General features: G+C 70.5%; 20 protein-coding genes. 10 read left to right on the top strand and 10 right to left on the bottom strand.

What is annotated here, in order from left to right:
• From KME80_RS16670 to KME80_RS16660, 3 genes are read right to left on the bottom strand one after another with little or no spacing between them, the layout of a single operon-like run.
• Positions 1–765 carry an SDR family NAD(P)-dependent oxidoreductase gene (locus tag KME80_RS16670; protein WP_219506144.1) on the bottom strand — a complete coding sequence of 255 codons (765 nt, stop codon included), beginning with the start codon at positions 763–765 and terminating at the stop codon, positions 1–3.
• Between the two features lie 23 nt (positions 766–788).
• Positions 789–1934, bottom strand: coding sequence for an acyl-CoA dehydrogenase family protein (locus KME80_RS16665; RefSeq protein ID WP_219506142.1), 1146 nt, complete (start codon positions 1932–1934; stop codon positions 789–791).
• Positions 1931–3073, bottom strand: coding sequence for a thiolase family protein (locus KME80_RS16660; protein WP_219506140.1), 1143 nt, complete (start codon positions 3071–3073; stop codon positions 1931–1933). The genes KME80_RS16665 and KME80_RS16660 overlap by 4 nt, the downstream gene beginning before the upstream one ends.
• Positions 3074–3280: 207 nt before the next feature.
• On the opposite strand from KME80_RS16660, the gene KME80_RS16655 reads away from it, so the two are divergent.
• From KME80_RS16655 to KME80_RS16645, 3 genes are read left to right on the top strand one after another with little or no spacing between them, the layout of a single operon-like run.
• Positions 3281–4066: a crotonase/enoyl-CoA hydratase family protein gene (locus tag KME80_RS16655; protein ID WP_219506138.1), complete on the top strand. Its 786-nt coding sequence runs from the start codon at positions 3281–3283 to the stop codon at positions 4064–4066.
• Positions 4063–5133: an acyl-CoA dehydrogenase family protein gene (locus KME80_RS16650; protein ID WP_281427020.1), complete on the top strand. Its 1071-nt coding sequence runs from the start codon at positions 4063–4065 to the stop codon at positions 5131–5133. The genes KME80_RS16655 and KME80_RS16650 overlap by 4 nt, the downstream gene beginning before the upstream one ends.
• Positions 5130–6107, top strand: coding sequence for an acyl-CoA dehydrogenase family protein (locus KME80_RS16645; protein ID WP_219506134.1), 978 nt, complete (start codon positions 5130–5132; stop codon positions 6105–6107). Before KME80_RS16650 ends, KME80_RS16645 begins: the two co-directional genes overlap by 4 nt.
• Before the next feature lie 93 nt (positions 6108–6200).
• On the opposite strand, the gene KME80_RS16640 is transcribed toward KME80_RS16645, so the two are convergent.
• Positions 6201–7316: a flavin-containing monooxygenase gene (locus tag KME80_RS16640; protein WP_308125793.1), complete on the bottom strand. Its 1116-nt coding sequence runs from the start codon at positions 7314–7316 to the stop codon at positions 6201–6203.
• 361 nt (positions 7317–7677) lie between these two features.
• On the opposite strand from KME80_RS16640, the gene KME80_RS16635 reads away from it, so the two are divergent.
• Together KME80_RS16635 and KME80_RS16630 are read left to right on the top strand one after the other, a co-directional pair.
• Entirely contained in the window at positions 7678–8193 is a 516-nt protein-coding gene (locus KME80_RS16635; protein ID WP_219506132.1) for a TetR/AcrR family transcriptional regulator, read from the top strand.
• A gap of 60 nt (positions 8194–8253) precedes the next feature.
• Entirely contained in the window at positions 8254–8937 is a 684-nt protein-coding gene (locus KME80_RS16630) for a pentapeptide repeat-containing protein (RefSeq protein WP_219506131.1), read from the top strand.
• A gap of 107 nt (positions 8938–9044) precedes the next feature.
• Here the strand turns inward: KME80_RS16630 and KME80_RS16625 are convergent, their stop codons facing one another.
• The 5 genes from KME80_RS16625 to KME80_RS16605 form a co-directional block, all read right to left on the bottom strand.
• Entirely contained in the window at positions 9045–10082 is a 1038-nt protein-coding gene (locus KME80_RS16625) for an FAD-dependent oxidoreductase (protein WP_219506129.1), read from the bottom strand.
• A gap of 254 nt (positions 10083–10336) precedes the next feature.
• Complete coding sequence (locus KME80_RS16620; protein ID WP_219506127.1) at positions 10337–13165, bottom strand: alpha-L-rhamnosidase; 2829 nt, start codon at positions 13163–13165, stop codon at positions 10337–10339.
• Between the two features lie 46 nt (positions 13166–13211).
• Entirely contained in the window at positions 13212–13955 is a 744-nt protein-coding gene (locus KME80_RS16615; RefSeq protein WP_219506125.1) for an SDR family NAD(P)-dependent oxidoreductase, read from the bottom strand.
• Positions 13952–14923: a C-terminal binding protein gene (locus KME80_RS16610; protein WP_219506123.1), complete on the bottom strand. Its 972-nt coding sequence runs from the start codon at positions 14921–14923 to the stop codon at positions 13952–13954. Before KME80_RS16610 ends, KME80_RS16615 begins: the two co-directional genes overlap by 4 nt.
• A complete protein-coding gene (locus KME80_RS16605) occupies positions 14920–15591 on the bottom strand; it encodes a GntR family transcriptional regulator (RefSeq protein WP_219506121.1) in 672 nt (223 codons plus the stop codon). Before KME80_RS16605 ends, KME80_RS16610 begins: the two co-directional genes overlap by 4 nt.
• A gap of 109 nt (positions 15592–15700) precedes the next feature.
• Here KME80_RS16605 and KME80_RS16600 point away from each other — a divergent pair, with 109 nt between their 5' ends.
• The 4 genes from KME80_RS16600 to KME80_RS16585 are packed head-to-tail and all read left to right on the top strand — an operon-like array spanning position 15701 to position 18895.
• Positions 15701–16492, top strand: a complete 792-nt coding sequence (locus KME80_RS16600) for an SDR family NAD(P)-dependent oxidoreductase (RefSeq protein WP_219506118.1) — start codon at positions 15701–15703, stop codon at positions 16490–16492.
• Positions 16492–17385 carry an amidohydrolase family protein gene (locus KME80_RS16595; RefSeq protein ID WP_219506116.1) on the top strand — a complete coding sequence of 298 codons (894 nt, stop codon included), beginning with the start codon at positions 16492–16494 and terminating at the stop codon, positions 17383–17385. Before KME80_RS16600 ends, KME80_RS16595 begins: the two co-directional genes overlap by 1 nt.
• A complete protein-coding gene (locus tag KME80_RS16590; RefSeq protein ID WP_219506114.1) occupies positions 17382–18437 on the top strand; it encodes a Gfo/Idh/MocA family protein in 1056 nt (351 codons plus the stop codon). The genes KME80_RS16595 and KME80_RS16590 overlap by 4 nt, the downstream gene beginning before the upstream one ends.
• Positions 18438–18451: 14 nt before the next feature.
• The gene (locus tag KME80_RS16585; RefSeq protein ID WP_219506112.1) at positions 18452–18895 is read left to right on the top strand and encodes a VOC family protein; all 444 of its coding nucleotides are present in this window, start codon (positions 18452–18454) and stop codon (positions 18893–18895) included.
• Between the two features lie 14 nt (positions 18896–18909).
• On the opposite strand, the gene KME80_RS16580 is transcribed toward KME80_RS16585, so the two are convergent.
• Positions 18910–20382 carry an aldehyde dehydrogenase family protein gene (locus tag KME80_RS16580; RefSeq protein WP_308125792.1) on the bottom strand — a complete coding sequence of 491 codons (1473 nt, stop codon included), beginning with the start codon at positions 20380–20382 and terminating at the stop codon, positions 18910–18912.
• Between the two features lie 140 nt (positions 20383–20522).
• On the opposite strand from KME80_RS16580, the gene KME80_RS16575 reads away from it, so the two are divergent.
• A complete protein-coding gene (locus KME80_RS16575; protein WP_219506108.1) occupies positions 20523–21131 on the top strand; it encodes a TetR/AcrR family transcriptional regulator in 609 nt (202 codons plus the stop codon).
• Positions 21132–21159: the final 28 nt, after the last annotated feature.

Genomic DNA, 21159 nt, shown 5'->3' with positions numbered 1-21159 from the left:
CTAGCGGGGCGCCATCCGTATGGCGCCGTCCAACCGGATCGTCTCGCCGTTGAGGTAGCCGTTCTCCAGGATCTGCCGGGCCAGGGACCCGAACTCGGCGGCGTGCCCGAGCCGCGACGGGTGCGGCACACTGGCGTGCAGCGCAGCCCGAACGTCCTCGCGCATGCGGGCGAGCAGGCGGGTGTCCATGATGCCGGGAGCGATGGTGCAGACGCGGATGCCACGGCTGGCCAGGTCGCGGGCGGCGGTGATGGTCATGCCGACGATCCCCGCCTTCGCCGCGGTATAGGCGATCTGCCCGATCTGCCCCTCGTAGGCGGCGACGGAAGCGGTCAGGACGATCGCGCCGCGCTCGCCCTCCACGGGATCTCGCCGCGCAATCCGCTCCGCGCCCAGCCGCAGCGCGTTGAAGGAGCCGGTCAGGTTGAGCCGGACGGTCCACTCGAAGTCCTCAACCGATCCAGGCTTCCCATCGCGGTCCAGCAGCCGGATCTTCCGGCCCGCCCCGGCACAGTGAACGAGCCCGCGCAGGCCGCCGCGGTCCTCGGCGACGTCGAGCGCCGCAGCGAACTGGCCGGCGTCCGTCACGTCCGCGGGCACGAAAACTGCCGCATCACCCAGCTCTTTCGCAACGCTCTCGCCTCCGGAGTCAGGCAGATCGATGATCGTCACCGTGCAGCCTGCCTCGGCCAGCACGCGGGCCGTGGCCAGGCCGAGTCCCCTGGCCCCGCCGGTGACAGCCGTGGTGATGCCTTCCAAACGCATGGGTCGCCTTTCAGCCGGGCCGCTCAGATTCCGAGTGACTTCGCGATGATGGTCTTCAAAACCTCTGTGGTGCCGCCGTAGATGCGGCTGACCCGGGCGTCGGCGTACAGCCGGGCTATCGGGTACTCACGCATGTAGCCGTAGCCACCGTGCAGTTGCAGGCAACGGTCCACGACCTCGCCCTGCAACTCGGTGCAAAAGACCTTCACCTTGGCGGCGTCGGCGATCGACAACTCCCCGGCGTCGTGCGCTACCAGGGCGCGATCCACCAGCGCGCGGCCTGCTTCCAGGCGGGTGGCGCAGGCGGCGAGCTCGAACCTGGTGTTCTGGAAGGAGGCGACGCTCTTGCCGAACACCTGCCGGTCGCGGACGTACGCCAGCGTCGTGTCGAGCGCTGCCTCGGCAGCGGCCTGCGCGCCGACGGCGATGGCGAGGCGTTCCTGCGGCAGGTTACCGGTCAAGTACCTGAACGCCTGCCCTTCCTCTCCCAGCAGGTTCCCTGCGGGGACACGGACGTCTTCGAAGAACAGCTCGGCGGTGTCCTGGGTGCGCAGGCCCAGTTTGTCCAGGTTGCGGCCACGGGTGAAGCCGGGCATGTCCCGTTCGACGACCAGCAAGGACAGGCCGTCCCTGCGATCTCCGCCTTCTCCGGTGCGCGCGACGACGATGACGAGGTCGGCGTGGACGCCGCCGGTGATGAAGGTCTTCGCGCCGTTCAGTATCCAGTCGTCGCCGTCGCGGACGGCGGTGGTGGCCATGCCCGCGAGGTCCGAGCCGGTTCCGGGCTCGGTCATCGCGATCGAGGCCATCAGCGCGCCCGTGCCGAGCCCTGGCAGCCAGCGGCCGGCCTGTTCCTCGGTGCTGTAGGAGACGAAGTAGGGGATGACGACGTTCAGGTGCACACCGAGCCCGCCCAGGTTGACGTGCGCGCGGGCCGTCTCCTCGGCCCAGATCGCCGGGTAGAGGAAGCTGCGCGTGCCCGCACCACCGTGTCTCGCGGGGATCTGCATGCCGAGCACGCCGAGGTCGCCGACCTTGGTGAAGATCTCCCTGGGGACGAGCCCGGCCTGCTCCCACGCGGGGAAGTACGGCACGACGTGCTTGGCGAGGAAGTCACGCGCAGTGGCGCGGAAGGTGTCGTGCTCGCCGGTGAAGAGGGTGCGTCTCATGGGGCGCCTTCAAGAAGTTCGAGAATGGTCGCGTTGGCCATGCCGCCGCCTTCGCACATGGTTTGAAGCCCATAGCGCAGCCCGCGATCGCGCATGTGGTGGGCCAGCCGCGTCATCAGCACGGCGCCGCTCGCTCCCAGGGGATGGCCGGTGGCGATGGCGCCCCCCAGGGGGTTCAGCCGGTCGTCGGCGGCGCCGGTCTCGGCCTGCCAGGCAAGCGGTACGGGCGCGAACGCCTCGTTCACCTCGTACGCGCCGATCTCGTCGATGCCCAGGCCGGAGCGTTTCAGCGCCTTGGCAGTCGCGGCGATGGGCGCGCTGAGCATGACGACAGGATCGTCGGCGGCGAGCACGGCGGTGTGGACGCGGGCGAGGGGCTTCAGGCCGCGGGCCCTGGCGGTCGCACCGGATGTGATCAGCAAGGCGGCCGCTCCGTCGGAGATCTGCGAGGCGTTCCCGGCCGTGACGACACCATCCTGGCGGAACGCGGTCCTCAGGTTCGCGAGTGTGCCGGTCGAGGTGTCGCGGCGGATGCCCTGGTCGGTCTGAAGGCCGGCGACGGGCGCGAGCTGCCCGTCCAGGGCACCCGTGTCGACGGCTTCGGCAGCACGGGCGTGGGAGCGGGCGGCGTACTCGTCCAGTCGCCGGCGGGACAGGCCCCAGCGCTCGGCCATCAGCTCCGCGCCGGTGCCCTGTCCGAAGCCGGGGACGCCATAACGTGCGAGCACGCTGTCGGGGAACGGGCTGCCGTCGCGTGCCGCCGACCCCATCGGCACCCGGCTCATCGACTCGACCCCGCCGGCGACCACGAAGTCGTAGTGTCCTGCCACGACGCCTGCCGCGGCGAAATGTACCGCCTGCTGGCTCGAACCGCAGCGGCGGTCCACGGTGACGCCGGGCACGGAGTCCGGCCATCCCGCCGCCAGCAGGGCGGTCCTCGCAATGTCGCCGGTCTGGTCGCCGACCTGGCTGACGCAGCCCCAGATCACGTCGTCGATCTCGCCGGGCTCGAATGCATTGCGGTCGGCCAGCGTATTCAGAACATGGGCGGACAGGTCGGCGGGATGGACAGCGGCCAGCGCCCCGTTCCGCTTCCCGATCGGGGTGCGGACGGCGTCCACGATCACGGCGTCCCTCATCGATGTCTCCTCGCTTCGGCTGGCCATCAGTGAACGGGAGGCGCGGAGGGCCGGTCAAAGGCCGGTTCATGATCGCTCGTATAGCCGTTTCCTATGGCCGGGCACATAGGAAACGGCTATACGAGCGATCGATGGCACGTCTTGGCGCGGCCGCCGCCTTTCGTGATTGGTATGGAGGCCTTCGTACGGACGACTCCAGGAGGGACCGTGAGAGATCCGGTCGTGGTGCAGCATTCCGGGCACGTGGCAACGTGGACCTTGAATCTGCCCGAGCGGCGCAATCCCATCTCGGGAGCCACGGTCGTGGACGCGTTCGTGCGTCTCACCGACGCGGTGAACGCCGACGACTCCGTCCGCGCCATCGTCCTGACCGGGGCCGGCTCCGCCTTCTCCACCGGCGGCGACATCACCGACATGGCCGCCGGAAACGGCTACTTCGCCGGGCCGCCGTTCCGGCAGCGTGACGGTTACCGGTATGGCATCCAGCGCCTGACCCGCGCCCTGTACAACTGCGAGGTGCCGCTGATCGCAGCGGTGAACGGCCCGGCGGTCGGCGCAGGCTGTGACCTCGCCCTGCTGTGCGACCTGCGCCTCGCCTCCGAAACGGCCTTCTTCTCAGCGGGTTTCGTCACGCTCGGCCTGATCCCGGGCGACGGCGGTGCATGGCTGCTGCCACGTGCCGTCGGCGCGGCCCGCGCCGCCGAGATGATGCTGACCGGAGATCGGATCGACGCGGTGACCGCGCTGGAATGGGGGTTGGTCTCGCGCATCGTCGACGACGGCGACTTGCTCGCCGAGGCGCATGCCCTGGCCGCGCAGGTGGCCGCCCACCCGCCGCAAGCCGTGCGCATGGCCAAGCGCCTGCTGCGCGAGGCCGAGCGGCAAGGGCTCGAGAGCCTGCTGGAGCTGTCGGCGGCGATGCAGGCCGTGGCGCACCACACCGACGAACACCGCGAGGCCGTCGCCGCCTTCGCCAGGAGAAGGCCCTCATGAAGGACCTACGCGCAAAGGTTCGCGCGTTCTTGCGGTCCCGCCGCTTCGTCCCGGCCGTCGACGCCTGGCACGGCGGCTGGGACGAGGACTTCACACGTGACCTCGCGCGGCACCACTGGGTCGGCATGACCATCCCGCGTCAGTACGGTGGCGCCGGCCGCACCTTCCTGGAACGCTGGGCTGTCACCGAGGAACTGCTCGCCGCCGGGGCTCCCGTGGCCGCGCACTGGATCGCCGACCGGCAGGTCGCCCCGTCCCTGCTGGCCTTCGGCACGGACGAGCAGCGACACGCGTTCCTCCCCCCGATCGCCCGTGGGGAGTGCTTCTTCGCCATCGGCATGAGCGAGCCGGACTCGGGGTCGGACCTGGCGAGCGTCCGCACCCGTGCGGACCGCGCCGACGGCGGCTGGCTGCTGACCGGCACCAAGGTCTGGACGACTGGCGCGCACCGGGCACACGGGTTCATCGTCCTGGCGCGCACGTCACCGCAGGCCGGAGCCGACCGCCACGCCGGCCTCAGCCAGTTCATCGTGGACCTGCGCACGCCTGGTGTGACGATCCGCCCGATCGTCTCGATGGGCGGCGAGCACCACTTCAACGAGGTCGTGCTGGCGGATGTCTTCGTCCCCGACACGCGGGTGCTCGGCCGGATCGGCGACGGATGGCGACAGGTGACGTCCGAGCTGGGGTACGAGCGCAGCGGCCCCGAACGCTTCCTGTCGACCCTGCCCCTGCTGGCGGAGACGGCCGCGGCGACCGGCCGGGGCGAGCTTCCCCGGCACCCTGACTTGGGCCGCCACATCGCTCGTCTGGCGGCGCTCCGCCACCTGTCGCACGGTGTCGCGTCGTCGCTTCAGGCCGGCAGGCCGGCGGACACCGAGGCCGCCCTCGTCAAGGTGCTCGGCACGACGCTGGAGGGCGACATCGCGGAGCTCGCCGATCACGTGGGTGCGGCCTCGCCGCTGCTGCGCACCGCATTGCTGAGACGTCCCGGATTCACGCTGCGCGGCGGCAGCGGCGAGATCCTGCGCGGCGTGATCGCGCGGGGACTGGGGCTGCGCGCATGACAATCGACCCGGTGCTGCTGGACCTGATGACGTCGGTGTTCGCCGACCGTGGCCCCACCCCGCACGGCGTGCTGGACCGCGCGCTGTGGGACACGCTCTCCTCCTGTGGCCTCACCCGGCTGACGACCCCGGAGCACAGCGGCGGAAGCGGCGCCACCTGGACCGAGGCCGCGGTGTTGCTGCGCGCCGCGGCTGCGCGCGGTCTCGCCCTTCCCCTGGCCGAGAACGATCTGCTGGCGGGGTGGCTGCTCACGGAGGCCGGTCTGCCGTCGGACGACATCCTTCGTACGGCGTGCGTCCTGGAGCCCGCCGGTACGGCCCGCGGCGTGCCCTGGGCCCGCGACGCCGGGCGGATCGTGGCACTGTGGCAGACCGGCGACGGATGGCTGGTGGCCGATCTCGATCCGGCGTCCGTGCATGTGACTCGAGGGACGAACCTGGCCGGCGAGCCGCGCGACGACGTCGCCGCGGACCTGGCCGCGACGCGCGGCGTCCCGGTCGCCTGCCACCTGGCGGAGGAGTTCGTCCTGCGCGGGGCCTTGGCACGCGCTCTGCAGATGACGGGCGCGATGGAGTCCGTACTCCGCCTGTGCGTCACCCACGCGACGACAAGGACGCAGTTCGGTCGGCCGCTGGCCCGCTTCCAGCCCGTCCAGCACCTGATCGCCGACATAGCGGCCGAGACATCCCTGGCCAGAGCCGCGGCGGACGCCTGTGTTCGCGAGGGCCTGACCCCCCTCTCCGTCGCCGTGGCACGATCGTGCGCCGGCCACGCGGCGACGACGGTCGTCCGCAACGCCCACCAGGTGCACGGGGCGATGGGCACGACCGCTGAGCACAGCCTGCATACCCTGACGCTCGCGATCCTGGGCTGGCGGGCGGATTACGGTTCGCTTCACGAGTGGGACGAACGCCTCACCACAGCGGCCGTGACCGCCGGCGGCGAACTTTGGGCGCTCATCGCCCCTGTCTGACGGGGCCGGCAGACGGTGCCGGCCACTACAGCGGACCAGGTCACCTCCGGCGAGGCAGCGCCGGAGGCCCACCCCGGTTGCGCCGCCTCAGCTCTACCGCGTCACGGAGAGGCTCTGCTTCGGGGTAGAGGCGAGCCACGCCGCCGCCTGTCTCCGCAATCGGCGGGCGACGTGGTAGGCGTCGGCGCCCGCGCCGATCAACGATCCGGACAGCAGCGAGTACTGTCCCGTCAGTCCGACGACGGCCAGGCCGGGATGGCTTGTGGACATCCCGCCCCGCTGCCGGGGCACCCCCTCGGGGTCCAGCGCGCCGAGCGGGCGCAAATAGTCCATCGCCCAGCGGTAGCCCGTGGCCAGGATGACGGTGTCGACATGCTCGGCTGGCGCGTCAGGCCAGTGCAGCCGGGTCCCCTCCGCCCGTGTGAACAACTCACGGCGGTCCGGGCGGCCGGCGTCGATCGCGGTTCGGTATCCACCGCACTCGATCACTCCGTTCACCCCGTTGGACACGTTGTGCTGGGGGAATGCCAGGCTGGTCGGCAGCCGCCCGAGCCTGGCGAACAGGGTCCAGACGAAGGAGTCTCCCGGCGTCGGCTTGGTGGTGAAGAAGCGCACGGGCTCGCGGGTGGCGAGTGTGACCCGGGCGTGACGGGCCAGCTCGACGCCGATCTGCACGGCTGAGTTGGCTGCGCCGACAATGACCACGCGCTGTCCCTCGAAGGGCTCCGGGCTGCGGTAGTCGGCCGCGTGGAGGATCGTGCCGGTGTATCCCTCCAGGCCCGGCAGGGCGGGCCGGTACGGCTTGTCGAACGAGCCGCTGGCCGCGACCACGAAGGCCGCCTCGTGCCGCTCCCCATCCTGGGTCTCGGCTAGATACCCGTGTTCGGTGGCGGTCACCGACACCACGCGCCGGCCGGTCAGGATCTCACAGTCGAGGCGGGCCGCGTACGTTCTCAGGTAGTCGGCGACCTCGTCACGGACCGGGAAGTGATCGGGATGCCCGGGGAAGGGCAGGCCGGGCAGGCCGTTGATTCGCGCCGGCGTGAACACCCGCAGGCTGTCGTAGTAGCGCGGCCACGAGCCGGCCGCCTCCGGCCCGGACTCCAGGATCACCGGGCGGAACCCGTTCTCACGCAGGGTGTAGGCCGTCGCCAGGCCTGCCTGACCGCCACCGATCACCAGGACTTTGGCCAGTTCTCGCGCTTGCACGCCGTTCTCCTCTCGAGAGCGGTTCAGGAGTCATGGCCGAGCATAATGGAACGCTCACGTTTCAAATAGAACATTCAGGTACCAAAATGCGTCAACACACACCTCTTCTGGTGTGTCGATCCCCGCATGCGGCCCCACATCTGGAGGAGTGCCACTCCTTCTCACCGCCCGGGCACCATGCCGCTGGGTGCAGGCCTGACCGGCCAGCCCGCGCCCAGCGATGTCGTCAGCGGATCCCGGGCAGCAGGACCCGGCCCCGGATGGCGGAGCGCAGGGCGTTCAGTACGTTCATGCTTCTTCGCCCTCGGGCGATAGGCCGGGCGACGGCCGCCGCCGTTCCGACGGCCGGGCCGAAACGGTCATGCAGGCCGCCCTCGACCTGGCCCTCGAGGTCGGCTACGCCAAGCTCAGCAGGGAAGCCGTCGCCGCCCGGGCCGGCGTCGGCAAGGACACCATCTACCGCCGCTGGCCCTTCAAGGCCCGGCTGTTCCTCCACGCCGTCCTCGGCTCCAGAACCACGGACCTGGAGCATCCCGACAACGGCGACCTCATGGCCGACCTGCGCGAGGTCATGACCGACCCCGCCACCGTCGAGCTCCGGTCACGTTGGCCACCGTCCCGGTCATCCCCGCGACCCGTCAGGCAGCCACGACCACCGCCACCTCGGCAACCTGCTCACGCTCAGCGGGCACGGCAGCGGCCCACCACCGCCGACTTGACTTCCTCCAGCAGCGTCTCGAACGGCACACCGAGCCGGTCTGCCGCGCGCGCATGGGAAGAGACCATGACCCATGCCAAGCCCCAGGACGTCGGCGCATCGCCGAACTCGGTGGCGGCCTTCTCGTGCTGGTCGTCAACGACGGAGGGACCTCTGTGACCGGCAACACACCGTGACCAGTCCTCTCCGGGACGGCGGGCTGGATCAGGCTGCCGCTCGATGTCTTCCCAACCGTCTCATCCACGACCGAAACGGCTCAAAGCGCCGACCGCTCCGAAACTGCCCTGGCCGCTGGCCACGGCGCGACTGCCCGAACACGACCTGCAGGACGACGGCACCCACCGCAGGCTGGAATTCAACGGTAGCAATCTGGCCAACCGCCAAGCGGACGCGACCGACCACGAAGGCTGCCGTTTCGTCGTCACCAGCTTCGCCGACACCCATGTGCGCCAGGCCGGGTTCGCAGACGTGGAACTGGAGCGCTGCGACCTGTCCAACATGACGGCTAGGGCGTCGGGCATGCATCGCGTCCTGGCATCAGCGAGCCGGTTGACCGGCATGAGCTGGTCGGCAAGTACGTTCCGCGATGTGCTCTTCGCCGACTGCCGCGCCGACCTGACCGGATTCCGATTCTCGACGTTCAAGAACACTGTCTTCCGCGACTGCCTCATGCCAGAAGCCAATTTCCAGAACGCCGACCTGCGCGGTGTCCGGTGTGAACGCTGCGATCTGAGCGGAGCTCAGTTCTCCCAGGCGCAAATGGACGGCACGCACGTCTCAGACTGCGTGTTGCTGGGCATCGGCGGCGTCACCAGCTGCAAGGGCGCGGTCATCAAGAGCCGCGACGCTCAGGGACTGATTGCCACCCTGGCCAGGGCTATGGGAATCACCATCGAGGAATAGAGCAACCTCCGGGAGCGCCGCCGCACCCTCGTGTTCCGGCGACACTTCGCGATCATGAGGGATCGGGTCGCAGGACGCGCGAGAAGTCCCTCGAGGTCCTGTGCGCCTCAGCCCGCCGGGATGTACTCCTCGGCCGCCGCCCGTCCCTCGGCCTGCACGCGCGTGACCACCGGCTTGAGGCTCCGCTCGTAATGGGCCAGCGCCGCCTCCAAGTCTCCGCCCAGGCGGAGCGCGTCGGCCAGGGAGTGGGCCGCGGCCAGCGCCATGCCCGCGCCCTGCCCGGTGAGCAGCGACATCGCCTGGCAGGCGTCGCCCACCAGTGTCACCCGGCCGTGGCTCCAGGAGGGCATGTCGATCTGGGCGACGCGGTCGTAGTACGGCCGCGCCGGGCAGTTGTCCAGCAGTTTCGGAACCAGCCAGCCGCGCTTGCCATACACCTCGTGCAATTCGGCACGCGGGTCGGCGGGCAGCGGCGCGCCCGGTGCGGTGCGGTGGGTGAACAAGGCCGCGACCCGGCCGCCGCGCGCGGGATAGGCACCGACCTGCTGGCCGGGAGCCTCCAGCATGTGCAGGTCGTTGCCCAGGACGCGGGCGGTTTCGAGGTCGTCGAAGACATAGGCCGCGGTGTGGAAGCCCAGGTCGAGAAACGTGTGCCCGGCCGTGCCGAAGGCCAGCGCCCGGATCTGCGAGTGGATGCCGTCGGCGCCCACCAGCAAGTCGGCGCGCTCCACCTCGCCATCGCTCAGCGTCACGGCGACGCCGCCACCGAGGTCAGCATAGGAGCGCACGGTGCGGCCGAAGCGGACCTGAGTCTGCAACGACCGGTAGAGCACGTCTTCCAGCTCACCCCGCATCAGCGACAGAATCTTGTCGGAACCCGGCCGATCGTCGGCGAACCGCCCGGTCACCGCGCCCTCGTCGTCGTGATAGACGAGCTCCGACAGGGTAAAGGCCCGCGCGCGCAGCTCGGGCAGCAATCCCATGCTCTCGGCGGCGTCGAACCCAGGGCCTTGGCAGTCGAGCATGTACCCGGCTCCATGAGGGGCCGGGGCGCGCTCGACCACGACCACCTCGTGCCCGTCGCGCTCCAGCAGCACGGCCAGGGCCAGCCCGGCGATGCCCGCACCACAGATCAGAACTCTCATCTTTCCTTCCTCACCTTGCGCACACAATCAGCATCTACGCAGATCATGGGCGTGAACCGTCCATGACCGTCAGGATCGCCGGGCCGGCACCTCGTCGTGCTCCTGGCCACAGGCCGTCCATCGCGCTCGATCTCCTGCCCGGCCGGGGCGGGGTTGTCCTGGCGGCGATGTCGGGCAAGACATCGGCCTCCCCGCTCCCTCCCAGAACGGAGCCGAGGGCCGTCTGTTCATCAGGACCTCTTCCGGGGACTGGCTCAGCCGCGTCCGGTGAGCGTGAGGCGGTGGGTACCGCCGCCGACCTCGATCACGAGATGCTCACCTTCGCGCTTGATCCCCCGGACACCGGGCGGCAGCCCGCCGTCGTGGCCGGAGCGCCACAGGGTCCGGCCGTCCCCGGTCAACTCCCCCGCGCCCGTCACGGGCAGCCAGACCTCGGCCTCGCTCGTGGCCGGCACCTGCACCTCGAGGCGGAGGACGTCTCCGCTGGATTCCCACGCGACGGCCGCCTCGCCGCGCGCGGTGCGCAGGCGAGCGCCGGCACGAGTGAGCCGGTGCGTGAGCGCCGGACGCACCCTGATGCGCCGCCACCCGGGTGCCGCCGGAGCGAGCCCGGCCACGTCGTTGAAGAGAAACTTCTCGATCATGGCCATGAGCTTCATGTTCCGGCTGAAGCCGGCATCCCCTCCCCAGGTCTCCCAGATGGTGGTGGCGCCACGCTCGACCTGCTGCCCCCAGCTCGGGTAGCTCGTCTTGACCGCGATGCCGAGCATGACGTCGGCGGCGCCGATCTCCCCCAGCACGTTCTGCAGCGCCGCGGTGCCCATGGTGCCCGTCGCCAGATGACCGCCGTCGCTCTCGATCCGTTCCACGAGGACCCGGCCCACACGCTCCCGATGCTCCTCAGGCACCAGCCCGAGCCACAGCGACATCGCCTGAGCCGTCTGGGAGCCGGTAGCGTAGCGGCCGGTCGCGGCGTCGAGGAAACGGTCGTTGTAGGCGCGTTTGATCGACTCGGCCACCTCCTGGTACATGCGCGCGTCATCGTCCTCACCGACCACCGCCGCGGCACGGGCGACCATCCGGGTCACCGCATGAAACCACGCGGTGGAGGTCAGCTCGACCGGTGTGTTCTTCGGGCTGAGCAGGGAAGTGCCGTCGGGTTGCGGCTCCATGTGATCGCCGAGGCCCTCGCTGAGGATGAGGTCCTTGGCGCGGGTGCGCAGGAACTCGACCCCCCGGCGCATGCCCGGATAGTGCCGCTCCAGGATCGAGCGATCGCCGTAGAACTCGTACAGGGTCCAGGCGATGCTTGGGTATGAGGTCATCGCGAAGTCGGGCAGTGGCGCGTACGGCCAGTGGACGACGGTGGACCAGTCGTCGGGCAGTTGCTCGCGTTCCTTCTCCAGGGACGCCAGGTCGTGCTCCTCCGGCGCCTGCATGTTGACCTCGCCACGCCACTGCAGAGGGCAGATGGTCGGAAAGCGGCCGTCGGGCAGCTGGGTGTCGGCCAGGTCTTCCAGCCACTTCAGCCAGAACGCGCGCGCCTCGAAACCGTACAGGTAGTCCTCGATCGACCAGCCGGGATCGCCGACCCACCCGACGCGCTCGGCGCGGTCGGCGGCGTCCTGCGGGAAGCCCTGGAAGCTGGCGCGAAAGGTCCACAGCACGTTGCGGTGAATCCGGTTCAGCAGCTCGTCGGAGCACTCGAAGAATCCTGTACGTTCCAGGTCGGAGTGGACGACGCGGGCCCTGAGCTCGTGCACCTGCACGCCGGGCTCGGACGTCGCGACCTCGACGTGGCGGAATCCGTGCAGGGTGAACCGGGGCTCCCAGATCTCCTCGCCTTCGCCCTTGAGCGTGTAGATGTCGGTCTGCCGGGCGGCGAGCCAGGAGTTCATGTTGGCGTCGTCGTCCAGGTTCCCGTCCGCGTCCACCTCGCCGGCGTGCCGCAGTTCCACCCGCGCGCCGGCGGGGCCGCTCACGCGGATCGCGGTCCAGCCGGAGATGTGCTGGCCGAAGTCCACGATCCGCCTGCCGTCCGCGAGCTGCGACGTCGCCACGGGTGACAGCGTCTCGATCACTCTGGCGGGTTCCACGAGCTGTGCCCGGACCCGTCCGGCAGGCGCGTCGACCGGCGTGGCTGCGGACCAGCCCGCCGCCGCGAAACCGGCGCGGTCCCAGCCGTCGGCCTCGTGGCGGGCGTCGTGGTGCTCGCCATGGGAGTAGTCGTTGTAGGTGACGGGTCCGGGGGTCGTGCGCCAGGTGCCGTCGCTGACCAGCACCAGGTGCTGTCCGTCCACCGTCTCGATCTCGATCCGGGCCAGCGCGGCGGGGCGCTCGCCCCATGGTGTGCGCGGGAACGGATCGCCGCCTCCGTCGGCCTCCGCGCTGTACCAGCCGTGGCCGAGAACGAGCCCGACCGCGTTGGCGCCGGCGTTCACCTGGGCGGTGACGTCGTAGGTGATTGAGTGGACGCGCGGGCTGGGGATGCGGGCGGGGTTGCCGTCACCATCGCGCAATTGCGGGTCGTGGTCATAGGTCGTGGGGGCGGGGTCGAGGACCCGGTCGCCGACGCGGGCGCCGTTCAGTCGCAGCTCGTACAGGCCCAGCGCCGCCACGTACGCACGGGCGCGGCGCACCAGGCCGGGCACGTGGACGTCGGCGCGCAGCAGCGGCGAGGAGACGCCGGCGTCGCCCGCGATCCACTCGGCCGCGCCCCAGTCCGACGGCTCGAGCAGTCCCATCTCGAACGTGGCGGGCGCAGCGTACGGGCCCGGCTCACCATCGCGGCCCCACAGGCGGACCGTCCACCAGCAGCGTTGGCGCGAGCGCAGCGGCTGGCCCTCGTAGGGGACACCGTTGACCGTGTCGCCTACGACACGGCCGGAGTCCCACAGGTCGGCCCGCTCCGGGCTCAGCCGCTGCGGTGTGCTGGCGACCAGGATCTGGTAACCCGTCAGGCGTTGCTCGCCGGGTCCCTCGGGCTCCCATCCGAGCACCGGGGCCGACTCGTCCAGGCCGAGCGGGTCGAACAGGTGCTGACAGCGCAGCCTCGTACCGCGCATTCGCTGGGTCTCCGTCATCTGTTTCTCCGTTCGTCGATGTTGCAGGATCGGGGGGTGTGGCGGGTCACTCCATACGGAGCCCGCCGTTGACGTCGTAGGTCGCCCCGGTGGTGAATCCGGCAGCGGAGGTCGCCAGCAGGGCGATCGCGTGCGCCACCTCCTCGGCGCGGCCGAGCCGTCCCAGCGGCACGGATCCCGCCAGCTTCCCGCGGGCCGCGTCCCCGAGCGGAAAGATCAGGCCGGTGGCGACGGGGCCGGGTGACACGGCGTTCACCCGGATCCCCTCCGGAGCGAGACGGCGGGCGAAGGAGCGGGTGAGCGCGAGCACGGCGGCCTTGCTCGCGGCGTAATGGGCGCTGGTGCTGAGGCCGCCGATCTGGCCGGCCAGCGACGCCACGTTGACGATGGACCGGTCACCGCCGGTCGCGCGCATGAGCGGCATCGCCGCGCGGATGGTCAGGAAGGTGCCGCGGGCGTTGGTCTCCATGACGGAGTCCCACTCCTCCACCGTGATGGCTTCCCACTCGGTGTACGGGCAGGTGCCGGCGTTGTTGACGAGGACGTTGAGTCTCCCCCATTCCTGCTCCACCCGGCGCAGGAGCAGCTCGATCGCGGCCGGGTCACGCTGGTCGAGCTGCGAGACCTCCGCCTCGGCTCCCAGCGCGCGGCAGTCCGCAGCGGTACGGCGGGCTCCGTCGGCGTCGCCGGCGTAGGTCAGCCAGACGTCATGCCCGCGTCCGGCGAGCAGGAGGCAGGTCGCGGCGCCGATGCCGCCGCTGCCTCCGGTGACCAGGACGGTGGGTCTCATCGGGCGTACTCCGGGTTGACAATCGACGGGACGGGACGGCCGGCGAGGAAGTCCACGACCTTGCGGGCCGTCGACTCGCCCAGCTCGGCCGGGGAGTGCGGGGAGTACCAGGCGGCGTGCGGGCTGAGGATGACGCCCGGCAGGTCGCGCAGAGGGCTGTCACCGGGCAGCGGCTCGGCCTCGAACACGTCGAGGGCGGCGCCGGCGAGGTGCCCGCGCTTGATCGCGTCGGCGAGCGCCGCCTCGTCGACGAGCCCGCCGCGGCAGGTGTTGACGACCAGCGCGCCGCGTGGCAGCCGGGCCAGCGCCGGGCGATCCAGAAGGTGGCGGGTGCCGCCGGTCAGCGGGAGGTGCAGGCTGAGCACGTCGGCCGCGCCCAGGGTCTCCGCCAGCGTAGCCGCCTGGTGCCCGGCGGACTCGATGACGTGGCCGGGAACGTACGGGTCGGACACGACGACGCGGAAGCCCAGGGCGGCGGCGTGTGCGGCAGTACGGGAGCCGATGCGGCCGAACCCGACGACGCCCAGCGTGGTCCGGGAAGGTCGCAGTGCGGCCGGTGCGTCCTCTGCTGCCGACCAGCGCCCATGCCGCACCGCGCGGTCCAGCTCGAACAGGCGCCGCCCGGCCGCCATGATCAACGCGATCGTGTGGGCCGCCACCTCCTCGACGCAGTAGTCGGGGTTGTTGGCGACCGCGATGCCGCGGGCGGTGGCCGCGCTGACATCGATCATGTCGTAGCCGACGCCGAGCCGGACGATGAAGCGGCAGTCGGGCAGCCGGTCGAGGGCCTCGCCGGTGACGGGCGCCCACTGCACCATGAGGGCGGACGCCCCGGCTGCGGCCTCGGCCACGTCGGCCTCGGTCCTGCAGCGGGCGAGTGTGGCCCGCAGCCCGGCGGCGTGCAGGAGCTCCAGGATCCGCTCGGTGCCCGGCAGGTCGGCGTCGGTGATGACGACCAGGTCGCTCATGGCTGCTCCTCGGGCAATGACGCCCGGATGCGCTGGACGGCGACCTCGATGTGGCGGGCTATTTCGGTGCGGCCGGCCTCGGGGTCCTCGTCGAGGATCGCGTCGAGCAGCGCATCGTGCGTCGCGGCGTGCTGCTCGAGCCTGTCGGGGGGCAGCGCGGCGGTGGCGGCGCGCAGGAAGGCACCGATGCGGCTGCGGAGCTGCGTGACCAACTCGTTGAGCATCTGGTGATCGGCCAGCTCCCACAGGCGTTCGTGGAAGTGCTGATCGAGGTCGAAGACGTGACGGAAGTTGCCGGCCCGGGCCTCCCGGCGCATCTCCTGGACCATCGCGCGTAGTTCCCGCTCGGTCTGCGCCGTCAGCCGCTGCCGGACGCGGGAGATGACGAACTGCTCCAGCACCACGCGGAGCGTGGACAGCTCGTCCAGCTCCCGGGCGGTCAGGGTGGCGACTCTGGATCCCCGGCGCGGGGTGCGCTCGATCAGGCCCTCTTCGGCAAGCCGGGACAGCGCCTCGCGAACGGGGATGTGGCTCACGCCCAGCTCCGCGGCCAGGGCTCGCTCCACCAGGCGGGCGCCCGGCGCGTAACGGCCGTCGTGGATCGCGTCGCGGATGCTGGCGGCGACCTGGTCGGCCAGGCTTCCGACGGAAAGTGGGTTCAGTGTCATCGCTACGCTCTCGTGCCCTTCAGGAGAGAAACGCTATAGCATCTAGCGTATAGCAACATCCTGCTAGACGCTATAGCATTTGTCTGAAGGCAAGTGAGAACGGAGTGAGATGCGGATCGCAAGCGAGCGCAAGGCGCTCATCACCGGCGGCGGATCGGGCTTCGGACGGCTGATCGCGCACCGGCTCCACGACAGCGGCGCCCGCGTCGCCGTCGCGGACATCGACGCCGGCAGTGCCCGGGCGACCGCCGCCGAACTGGGAGACGGGGCGCTGGGCCTGGCCGCCGACGTGCGTTCGGCCTCCGACATGGCCCGCGTCGTCCACGAGGCCCAGACGGCCTTCGGCGGGCTCGACACGCTCGTCGTGTCGGCGGGGGTGTTCCACATCGGGACACTGGAAGAAACCAGCGAGGCCGACTGGGACCGGACGGTCGACGTCAATCTCAAGGGCGCGTTCATCACCATCCGGGCCGCCGCCGCACCGCTGCGGGCCAGCGGCCGGGGGCGCATCGTGACCATCGGCTCGGACTGCGGACGGCGCGGCTTCCCCGGTCAGGTGCCCTACACGGCCTCCAAATTCGGCTTGATCGGGGTGACCGAGTCGGTGGCCGCAGAGCTGGCGCCGGACGGTGTCACCGCCAACTGCGTCTGCCCTGTCGGCTGCCCCACCACAGGCATGGGCCGTGAGGTCCTCGACTGGAAGGTCAGCCACGCCGGGAAGTCGCCCGACGAGATCGTGCGCGCGGCGGCGCGGACCAACCCCCTCGGCCGCAACGCCACGGAGGACGACGTCGCCGACGCCGTGCTGTTCTTTCTTTCCGACCAGGCCGGCTTCCTGACCGGGGTGACGCTCGACGTGGACGGCGGCGCGCGCCTGGGCACGGTGCCGGGGGTGCGGTGATGGCCGCCATCCCGCTGGTCGACACCCACGTCCACTTCCACGACCTGCGGCATCCGAAGCTGCGCTACAGCTGGCTGGAGCCCGAGGCGCCCCTGGACGAACTGACCGGCCCCGACGACGCCATCCGCGCTCAACGCTACTGGGCAGACGACTTCCTCGCCGAGACGCGTTTCCACAACGTCGCGAAGGTCGTGCATGTCCAGGCCGCCATCGGCAGCGACGATCCGGTGGAGGAGACGCGCTGGCTGCAGGACTTCGCCCACCGGCTCGGCGTCCCCCACGGGATCGTCGCCCATGCCGATCTCTCCCGGCCCGATGTGGCACACACACTCGACCGGCACGCCGCGTTCGCCAACCTGCGCGGCATCCGGGACCTGCGCCATGACGGCTACCTGACCGACCCAGCCTGGGAACTGGGCTACGCCGAGCTGGCACGACACGATCTCGTGTGCTGTGACGACCCGGCCTTGGAGGAGATGCACGATGCCAGGCGGCTGGCCGAGCGCCACCCCTCGATCACGCTCTGCGTCGACCACGCCGGATATCCGCGCCGGCGCGACCAGGCCTACTTCGAACGGTGGCGCACGGCGATGCGCGATCTGGCCCGCGCGAACAACGTGGTCGTGAAGATCTCCGGCCTGGGGCAGGCCGACCACCGATGGACGATCTCCTCGCTACGCCCGTGGGTGCTCGAATGCATCGAGATCTTCGGCGTCGAGCGCGCCTTCTTCGGTTCGAACTGGCCGGTGGACCGGCTGTACAGCTCCTACGGCGACGTCGTGCACGCCTACGCGGAAATCATCTCCGATTTCCCCGAGGCCGACCAGCACGCGCTCTTCCACGGCAACGCGGAACGCGTCTTCAGGCTCGCGCCCGAGGAGGTGGCGGCGTGAAGGCCAGAATCGCCGTGATCGGCTGCGGCTGGTGGTCCACGTACGCGCACCTCCCCGCGCTCACCGCACGACCGGACGCGGAGATCGTCGCACTGGCCGACACCGATCCGGCACGACTGTCGGCGGCGGCCGCCGCGTTCGGCGTGGACGCCACCTTCACCAGCACAGCGGAGCTGCTGAACGAGGCCGACGTGGACGCCGTGGTCATCGCGGTGCCGCACGCCGCACACCATCCGGTGGCCCGGCTGGTCCTCGACCGGGGCGTGCACGTCCTGCTGGAAAAGCCCATGACCATCGAGCCGGCGCACGCCCACGAACTGGTGGCGCTGGCCCGCGAGCGCGGGGCGGAGTTGCTGGTCGACTACCCGTGGCACTACAACGGCCACGTGCTGGCGCTGCGCGAGACCATCGCCGCAGGGACGATCGGGCCCATCGAGCACGTGTCGGTCCTGTACGCGTCCACGGTGCGCGAGCTGTACCGGGGCGACCCGGAACCGTACCGCGACGCTTTCGGCTACACCGTCAACGCCCCGGGTTCGCGCACCTACAGCGATCCCGCGCTCTCGGGAGGCGGGCAGGGGCAGACGCAGGTCACCCACGCCGCCGCCCTGCTGCTGTGGCTGACCGGATTGCGCCCGCGAGGCGTCGCCGCCTTCAGCGCCGACTTCGAGCTGGCCGTGGACCTGGCCGACAGCATCGCGATCCGCTTCGACGGCGGTGCGATCGGGACGATGAGCTCGACCGGCGCGGTACTGCCGGTCCACGAGGAGATCGTGCGTTTCGAAATCTTCGGCCGCAACGGGCACATCCTGCTCGACGTCAACCAGGGAACAGCGAGCGTGCACCACGCCTCGGGCGTCACCGAACTGCCCCAGCTCCCCGCGTCCGAACGCAATCCCGAACACGCGCCGGTCCACAACCTCGTGGACCTCGCACTCGGACGGGGCAGCAACGGCTCCCCGGCCGCCATCGGCCTGGGCGCCGTGCAGTTCGTCGCGGCGATGTACCGCTCGGCCCGCGAAAACACCATCGTCGACCCGCAACGGCTCTGAAACAGGGACAGGACATGCTCACAGGCTTCTTGCACACAGGATTCACCGTCGCCGACGTCAACGCGGCGGCCGGCTTCTACCAGCAGCTCTTCGAAACGGAACCGGTGGTGCGGCGCGTGTTCGAGCAGCCGTACACCGCGGCCCAGGTCGGCTATCCGGCCGCCCGGCTCGACATCGCGATCTTCCGCATCCCCGGCTCCGAAGGGCTGCTGGAGCTGATCGAATACGTCAACCCGGTGGGCGAGCCCGTGGACACCGAAACCAAAAATCCCGGCACGGCACATCTCTGCCTGGCCACCGACGATCTGGACGCCGACTACGCCCGGCTGGCCGAGCTGGGCGCCACGCCGCGCAGCGACGCGCCTGTGCCGATCACATCCGGTCCCAACACCGGCCGTCGGGTTGCCTACTTCCGCGACCCGCAGGGAATCACACTCGAACTGATGGAAATTCTCTGACGCCGCGGACAGAGCTACGGCAGTTGGAGGCTCTTGGTCTGGAGGAACGTCTCCAGGCCCCAGAGCCCCAGCTCTCGGCCGTGGCCTGATTGCTTGTAGCCGCCGAACGGCGCGAACGGGTTGAACCGGGCGCCGTTGATCTCCACCTGACCGGCGCGCAGGCGGCCGGCGACGGCGGTGGCGCGATCGGTGTCGGCCGACCACACGGCGGCGCACAGGCCGTACGGGGTTCCGTTCGCCAGTGCGACGGCCTCGTCCTCACCCTCGTAGGCCTGGAGGCAGAGCACCGGCCCGAAGATCTCCTCCCGCACGATCGTCATGTCGGGCGCGGTGTCCGAGAACACCGTGGGCCGCACGTAGTGACCCCGTTCGAACTCCTCCGGTCTCTCCGGCCCGCCGGCCACCAGCCGCGCTCCCTCCCGGAGTCCCTCACGTACATATCGGGTAACTCGCTCGCGCTGAGCGGCGGAGACCAACGGCCCGAGGGCGAACGTGAACGCGATATGCCCGAGCCTGTCGGCGAGCACGACCGGGCGCAGGCCCTCGGTCTCCGCGGCCGGGTCGACCAGCCGGTGGTTGACGACGGCCGCGGCGGCGATCTCTTCGGCTTCGGCCAGCCTGCTGCGCGGCACGATCATCCGCGACAGGGCCGTACAGGTCTGCCCGCTGTTGACGAAGGCCTTGGCCAGGCCATCGGCGACAGCGGTCGGCAGGTCGGCGTCGTGTAGGAGCACGCTGGGCGATTTTCCGCCCAGTTCCAGGTGCACCTGTTTCACGGTGGCGGCGGCGAGTGCGCCGATCCGCCTCCCTGCAGCGGTCGAGCCGGTGAAGCTGACGACATCCACGCCGGGATGCGCAACCAGCCGCTCGCCGACCTGGGTGCCCGTGCCGCACACCAGATTGAACACCCCGGGCGGGAACCCGGCCTCCTCGATGGCTTCGGCCAGCAGGAACGCGTTCACCGGCGCGACCTCGCTCGGCTTGAGCACGACGGTGCACCCGACGGCGAGGGCGGGCGCCACCTTCGCGGCGATCTGGTGCAGTGGGTAGTTCCACGGTGTGATCGCCACGACCACGCCTGCTGCCTCGCGCACGACGACCGAGTGCCCGACTTCCGATCGCCAGGCGACCGCACCGAGCAGTCCGGGCTGGCTGCCGAAGGTGACCAGCGGAAGACCGACCTGGACGGCGGCGGTGAACGATGCCGGTGAGCCCACCTCCGCCACGAGAGCCGCGGCCAGCCGCTCCCGCCGGTTGATCAGCAGATCGGTGAGCCGTTCCAGCAGTGCCGCCCGCTCGGCATGCGGCAGTGCCGACCATGCGGGAAAGGCTCGGGTGGCCGCGGCCACGGCCGCGTCGGCGTCGGCGGACGTTCCGGCCGGGACCTCGCCGATCCTCTCCTCGGTCGCCGGGTCGAACACGGCGATCCGCTCCTTGCCCGCCGCCGTCCAGCGACCGTCGATGTAGTGGCTGGTGAAGGTGTACACGGTGAGCCTCCCTGGCCCGGTGTGGTCATGTGACCTGGACATCTGGCAGAATTCGGAGGCACCGGGCCGGCTCGGCCGCGCCCGAGCGCCTACACTGAAGCTGTTCAACTGACCTGAATTTGTCCGGCTCTGGGGGTGCAGTGGCCTACGTCGCAGCGGAGGAGCGCCGCCGGCAGATCATCGATGCAGCCGTGGAGATCATGGCGACCGAAGGGGTGGCCGGGACGACCACCCGCAAGGTCGCCGAGCGCGCCGGCGCGCCTCTGGGCGCCATCCACTACTGCTTTCGCAACAAGGACGAACTGATCCATCTGGTGATGGAACGGGGGGCAGGCCTGCTCGTGGATTCGTTCGCCCGGGTGGATCCGAGCCTCGGCATCGAGTCGACGATCCGCGAGGGCATCGCCGCGATGTGGGGCTGGTACCAGCAGAACATCGGCCTCCAAATGGCACTCACCGAGGCCGGCATGACCCGGATCCGCCGGGGCGGCGCCCCCGAGGAGGTCTACTCGATCTGGGATCCGTTCGGCCGGGTCCTGCTGACCGACAATCTGCGGCTGGCGGTCAAGGCGGAAGGCAGGGAACCCGCGATCACGGTGGAGGAGATCGTCCGGTTCATCCTGCACCGGTTCGACGGGATGACGCTGGAGTATGCGGCTTCCCGCGACCGGCCGGCCTGCCAGCGACAGGTGGACCTGCTGGCCGAGGCCATGGTCATGCTCGCCCTTCCGCAGAGGAGGGCGGGCTGACCGGGCGGCCGGCGCGCCGTCCGGTCAA

The organism is Nonomuraea ceibae, assembly GCF_019396325.1.
In the GTDB taxonomy this organism is placed as follows: domain Bacteria; phylum Actinomycetota; class Actinomycetes; order Streptosporangiales; family Streptosporangiaceae; genus Nonomuraea; species Nonomuraea ceibae.
This window is presented reverse-complemented; position numbering and strand designations above follow the sequence as displayed.